The organism is Nocardia sp. BSTN01, from assembly GCF_015354405.1.
Classification (GTDB): Bacteria; Actinomycetota; Actinomycetes; order Mycobacteriales; family Mycobacteriaceae; genus Nocardia.
Genome location: NZ_JADKYP010000114.1, coordinates 1 through 6,225, shown reverse-complemented (window position 1 = coordinate 6,225; position 6,225 = coordinate 1). Strand labels below are relative to the sequence as shown.

1 protein-coding gene is annotated in these 6,225 nt (G+C 70.8%); it reads right to left on the bottom strand.

Going from position 1 to position 6,225, the window contains the following annotated elements:
* The coding region (locus IRT45_RS35730; RefSeq protein WP_194810176.1) for a non-ribosomal peptide synthetase at positions 1-6,225 on the bottom strand (6,225 nt) is incomplete at both ends.

The window sequence follows — 6,225 nt, the reverse complement described above, 5'->3', positions numbered from 1 at the left end:
ACCCGCATCCCGGCCAGATCGGCGGGATCGAGGGTGGCCAGCACCGACGGGGTGATCAGGGCGTGGGTGACGCCCTCACGGGCGATCAGCTCACCGAGTTCGCTGCCGCCGTAGGTGCCCGGGGGCACCACGACCAGCGCACCGCCCGCACCGACGGCGAGCAGGAACTCCAGAATCGAGGCGTCGAAGCTGGGCGAGGCGAAATGCAGTGCGCGCGAATCGGAATCGAGCCGGTAGCGCTCGTTCTGTTCGGCGCGGAAGTTCGCCAGACCGGCATGGGTGACCACCACGCCCTTGGGCACACCGGTGGAACCCGAGGTGTAGATGACGTAGGCCGGATGCTCGACGCGCAACGGGCGCACCCGGTCGGCGTCGGTGATCGCGGCGGCGCCGTAACCGTCGAGTTCGAGCTCGTCGAGAACCAGCCAGTCCACCGACTCCGGCAGATCGTCGCGCACCGCGGCGACGGTGAGGCCGACGGGCGAACCCGAATCGGTGACCATGTGGTCGATGCGGTCGGCCGGGTACGCGGGGTCGATCGGCACGAACGCCGCACCCGACTTGGTCACCGCCCATTCGGCCAGATAGCTTTCGGCCGAGCGCGGCACGGCCACCGCGACCAGGTCCTCGGTGCTGGTACCGCGTTCGATCAGCAAGCGCGCCAAGCGGTTCGACCGCTCGTCGAGTTCGCGGTAGGTGAGGGTGCGCCCGTCGGCGATCACCGCGGGAGCCTGCGGGTCGCGGCCGGCGGCCTCGGCCAGCAGCTGCGGCAGGGTCGCCGCCGCGACCGCCGGGCCACCCGTGCGCGCGAGCAGGTCCGCGCGCTCGGACGCCTCGAGGACGTCGACCGCGCCGACGGCGATGCGCGGATCGGTGGCCACCGCCCGCAGCACCCGGATCCAGCGATCGGCGATTTCCGAGGCGGTCTGCTCGTCGAACAGATCGGTGGCGTAGACGAGGTTCAGCGCCATACCGTTGGCGGCCGCACCGTCGGCGTCGCCGACCCGTTCCGACAGCGTGAACTGCAGGTCGAAGCGGGCGATGTTCTCCTCCCGCTCGACCGTGGACACGGTCAGGCCCGGCAGCTCGAGGCTCGCGCGGTCGAGGTTCTGGAAGGCCAGCATCACCTGGAACAGCGGGTTGCGCGCCTGCGAGCGCTCCGGCGCCAGCAGTTCCACCAGCCGCTCGAACGGCACGTCCGCGTTGCCGAAGGCCTCGAGGTCGGTGTGGCGGACCCGTTCCAGCAGTCCGGTGAACGACTCGTCGGGGTCGATGCCGGTCCGCAACACCAGGGTGTTGACGAACATGCCGACCAGATCGTCGAGCGCGGCCTCACCGCGACCGGCGATCGGGGTGCCGACGGCGATGTCGTCGGTGCCCGACAGATGTCCCAGCAGCACGGCCAGGGCCGCGTGCATCACCATGAACAGCGACGAACCCTGTTCGCGCGCAACGCCTTCCAGCGCTCCGATCAGCTCCGGCGTCAGGGTGCGATGCAGTTCGGCGCCGCGCAGCGAGGCGATCGCCGGACGCGGGCGGTCGGCGGGCAGGGTGAGCTCTTCCGGAATTCCGGACAGCGAGCGCTGCCAGTAGTCGACCTGGCGGGCCAGCAGCGACTGCGGATCGTCCTCCGAGCCCAGCACCTCGCGCTGCCAGATCGCGAAATCGGCGTACTGCACCTCCAGCGGCGCCCAGCCGGGGGCGCTGCCCTGGGTGCGGGCCGTGTAGGCGCTCATCACGTCGCGGGCCAGCGGGGTCATCGAGAACCCGTCGGCGGCGATGTGGTGCACGACCACGACCAGCACGTGTTCGTCGCTGTGCACCTGGAACAGCCGGGCGCGCAACGGAACCTGTTCGGCCACATCGAATCCCGCGGAGGCGAAATCGGTCACCGCGGTGGTCAGATCGGCATCCGAGACGGCGTAGGCGCGCAGATCCAGCACGATCTGCTCGGCCGGCACCACCAGCTGCATCGGCGTGCCGCCGTGCTCCGGATAGCGGGTGCGCAGCGACTCGTGCCGGCGCACCACGTCGAACACGGCCAATTCCAATGCGGCCGTGTCGAGTTCACCGGAGAGCCGGACCACCAGCGGCAGGTTGTAGGCCGCCGAGGAGGTGTCGTACTGGTTCAGGAACCACATGCGCTGCTGCGCGAACGACAGCGGCACCGGTTCCGCGGCGGCGCGCGGGCGGGCGATCAGGCGCGGGCGCGCCTCGCCGCCGGTATGCGTTTCCAGCCGCGCGGCCAGCGACTCCACGGTCGAGGCCTCGAACAGCGCGCGCACACCCACCGTCGTGCCCAGCGCCGCCCCGATGCGGGAGACGACGCGGGTGGCGATGAGCGAGTTGCCGCCGAGATCGAAGAAGTCGTCGTCGAGCCCGACCCGTTCTACATCGAGCACCTCGGCGAAGACCGCGGCCACGATTTCCTGCACCGGAGTCTCGGCGGCCCGGAAGGCGCGCGACTGCACCGCGGGGGCGGGCAGGGCGCGGCGGTCCAGTTTGCCGTTGACGGTCAGCGGAATGCGGTCCAGCACCACGAACGCCGAGGGCACCATGTACGCGGGCAGCCGTTCGGCCGCGCCGTCGCGCACGACGTCCAGCGCCGGCTCGGTCTGTCCGGCCGGGGGCACCACATAGGCGACGATGCGCTGGTCGCCCGGCTGGTCCTCACGCACGACGACCGCGGCCTGCGCGATCCCCGGCTGGGCCAGCACCGCGGCCTCGATCTCGCCGAGTTCGATGCGGAAACCGCGCACCTTGACCTGATCGTCGGCACGGCCCAGATATTCGAGCTCCCCGAAGCGGTTCCAGCGCGCCACGTCGCCGGAGCGGTACAGCAGCGTTCCGGGCTCGCCCAGCGGATCCGCGACGAAGCGGGCGGCGGTCAGATCCGGACGGCCCAGATAGCCGCGCGCCAACTGCGGACCGGCGACATACATCTCACCGGCCACGCCGACCGGAACCGGATGCAGCCGGTCGTCGAGGACGTACACCCGCAGTCCGGCGATGGCCCGGCCGACCACCGAACCAGTTGCGGCGGCGATGGTTTCGGCATCGAGCACCCGATGCGAGACGTGCACCGTGGTCTCGGTGATGCCGTACATGTTGACCAGTCGCGGCGCGGTGTCACCGTGGCGGGCCACCCAGTCCGCGAGCCGGCGCAGCTCGAGCGCCTCACCGCCGAAGACCACGTAGCGCAGGGCCAGCGGCCGGCCACCGGCGAGGCGATCGGCCTCGGCCAGCTGATAGAACGCCGAGGGGGTCTGGTTGAGCACCGTCACCCGTTCGCGGCGCAGCAGTTCCAGGAACTGCTCGGGCGAGCGCGAGGTGTAGTAGTCGACCACGACCAGCGTGCCGCCGAACAGCAGCGGACCCCAGATCTCCCACACCGAGAAGTCGAAGGCGAAGGAGTGGAACATCGTCCACACGTCGTCGGCGCCGAAACCGAACTCGCGATCGGTGTTGGCGAACAGCCGCACCACGTTCCCGTGCGCGACCGCCACCCCCTTGGGGCGGCCGGTCGAGCCGGAGGTGTAGATGACGTAGGCGATATTGCTCGCCGACAGCGGGGCGTTGCGATCGGCATCGGTGATCGGGCCCTCGCCCGCGTCCACCAATTCCGGTGTCTCCGCGCCGAATCCGTCCATCAGCACGGTCGGCAGGCCGGCCGGCAGTTCCACCTCGGTGCCGCCGTCCACGATCACTCCGGCCGGGCGCGAATCCGCGAGCACGTAGGCGATGCGTTCGGCCGGATAGCTCGGATCGATCGGCACGTAGCCCGCGCCGGACTTGACGACCGCCAGCAGAGCGACGACCAGATCCAGCGAACGCGGCAGCACCACCGCCACCAGCGTCTCGGGACCCGCGCCGTCGGCGATCAGCCTGCGCGCCAACTGGTTCGCGCGCCGATCCAGTTCCGCGTAGGTGAGCTGATCGGCGCCGAACTTCGCCGCCACCCGGTCGCCGTGCTCGGCGACCGCGGCGTCGAACAGATCCGACAACGTCACGGCCCGGTCGGCGAACCGCACGGTGCCGCCGTCCTCGCCGGCCGAGACCCAGCGCTGCGAGACGTCCAGGCGTTCGCCCTCGCCGAGCAGATCGATATCGCCCACCACCGTGGTGGCGTCGCCGCTGCCCTCGGTGACACCGCGCAGGATGCGCAGCAGGCGGTCGGAGAAGGCGGCGACGGTTTCCGGATCGAACAGATCGGTGGCGTAGGTCCACGACAGCGCCAGCCCGGCACCGTCGGCGGCATCGCCGACGGTCAGCTGGATATCGAATTTCGCCATTCCCGGATCGGCGTCGACGACCGCGAGATCCAGACCGGGCAGGGCGGCCGTGGTGGCGTCGCGCTGTCCGGCGGCCTCGAAGGTCAATGCGACCTGGAACAACGGATGATGCGCCTGGGAACGCACCGGACTGAGCACGTCCACCAGCCGCTCGAACGGGACGTCGGCGTTGGCGAAGGCCGCCAGGTCGGTCCGGCGCACCTCGCCGAGCAGTTCGGCGAACGTGGCATCCGGGCGCACCGGAGTGCGCAGCACCAGCGTGTTGACGAACATGCCGATGAGGTCGTCGAGTGCGCGTTCACCGCGGCCCGCGATCGGCGTGCCGATGGCGACATCGGTGCTGCCCGACAGCCGGGCCGCCCAGGTGGCCAGGGCCGCGTGCATCAGCATGAACAGCGTCACGCCGTGCGCGCGTGCGTACTCGGTGAGCCGCGCGTGCAGGTCGCCGTCGATCGAGAACTCGTGTGTCGCACCGGCGTTGGTGGCGATCTCCGGGCGCGGGCGATCGGCCGGCAGTTCGATCTGCTCGGGCAGATCGCGCAATTGCTCGGTCCAGTAGGCGATCTGGCGGGCCGCGACCGATTCCGGATCATCCTCGGCGCCGAGCACCTCGCGCTGCCACAGCGCGTAGTCCGCGTACTGCACCGGCAGCGGCGCCCACTGCGGGGACTCGCCGCGCGCGCGCTCGGAGTAGGCGGCGACCACATCACGCAGCAGCGGGCGCAGCGAGAAGCCGTCCCCGGAGATGTGGTGCATGACCAGCACGACCATCTGGTCGCGCGGGCCGAGCTCGAGCAGGGTGGCGCGGAACGGGACCTCGGCGGTCACGTCGAAGAAGACGTTGACCAATTCCGCCACGCGCGAGGGCACATCGCCGGCGTCCACCGATTCGGTGGCGAGTTCGACACCGGCGGCCTGCGCGGACAGCACCCGCTGGTAGCCGTCGCCGGCGACCTCCGGGTACACGGTGCGCAGCGATTCGTGCCGCGCGACCACGTCGCGCACGGCCGCGGCGAAGGCCTCGCGGTCCAGCGCGCCGGTCAGCCGGATCGCGACCGGGATGTTGTTGACCGCGGTGCGGTTGTCGAACCGGTTGAGGAACCACATCCGCTGCTGGGCCGGCGAGAGCGGGACCAGTTGCGCGGTCTCGCCGTCCGGGAGCACGACGGGCTCGGGCCGCGGCTGCGCGGTCAGCGCGAGCCGGCCGCCCTGTCCCGCTTGGGTTTCCAGTCGCGCGGCCAGCGCCGCCACCGTCGATGCCTCGAACAGGGTGCGGACCCCGACCTCGGTGTCGAGCGCCGCGCCCAGCCGGGCCGCGACCTGGGTGGCGAGCAGCGAGTTGCCGCCGAGTTCGAAGAAGTCGTCGTCCAGGCCCACACGGTCCAGGCCGAGGATTTCGGCGATCACGTCGGCGACGGACTGCTCCACCGAGGTGCTGGGTGCGCGGAACACCTTGGCCGCGAAGGTCGGCGCCGGCAGCGCTTTGCGATCCAATTTGCCGGAGGCGTTGAGCGGGAAGCTGTCGAGCACCACGAAGGCCGCGGGCACCATGTACGCCGGAAGTTGTTCGGCCAGCGCGGATTTCACCGCGTCCACGGCGATCTCGGCGCCCGGTGCGGCGATCAGGTAGGCGACCAGCTGGTCACCGGTGCGATCGTCGGAGCGCACCACCACCACGGCCTGGCCCACCGATGCGACGGCGGTCAGCGCGGATTCGATCTCCCCGAGTTCGATGCGCAGGCCGCGCACCTTCACCTGGAAGTCGGTGCGGCCGAGGTATTCGAGCTCACCGGATTCCGTCCAGACCACCAGGTCGCCGGTGCGGTACATGCGCGTACCGCCCGCTGTGCCCATGCCCCCTGACCCGCCCCCGAAGGGATTGGCCACGAACCGGTCCGCGGACAGGTCCGGCCGCGCCACATATCCGCGGGCC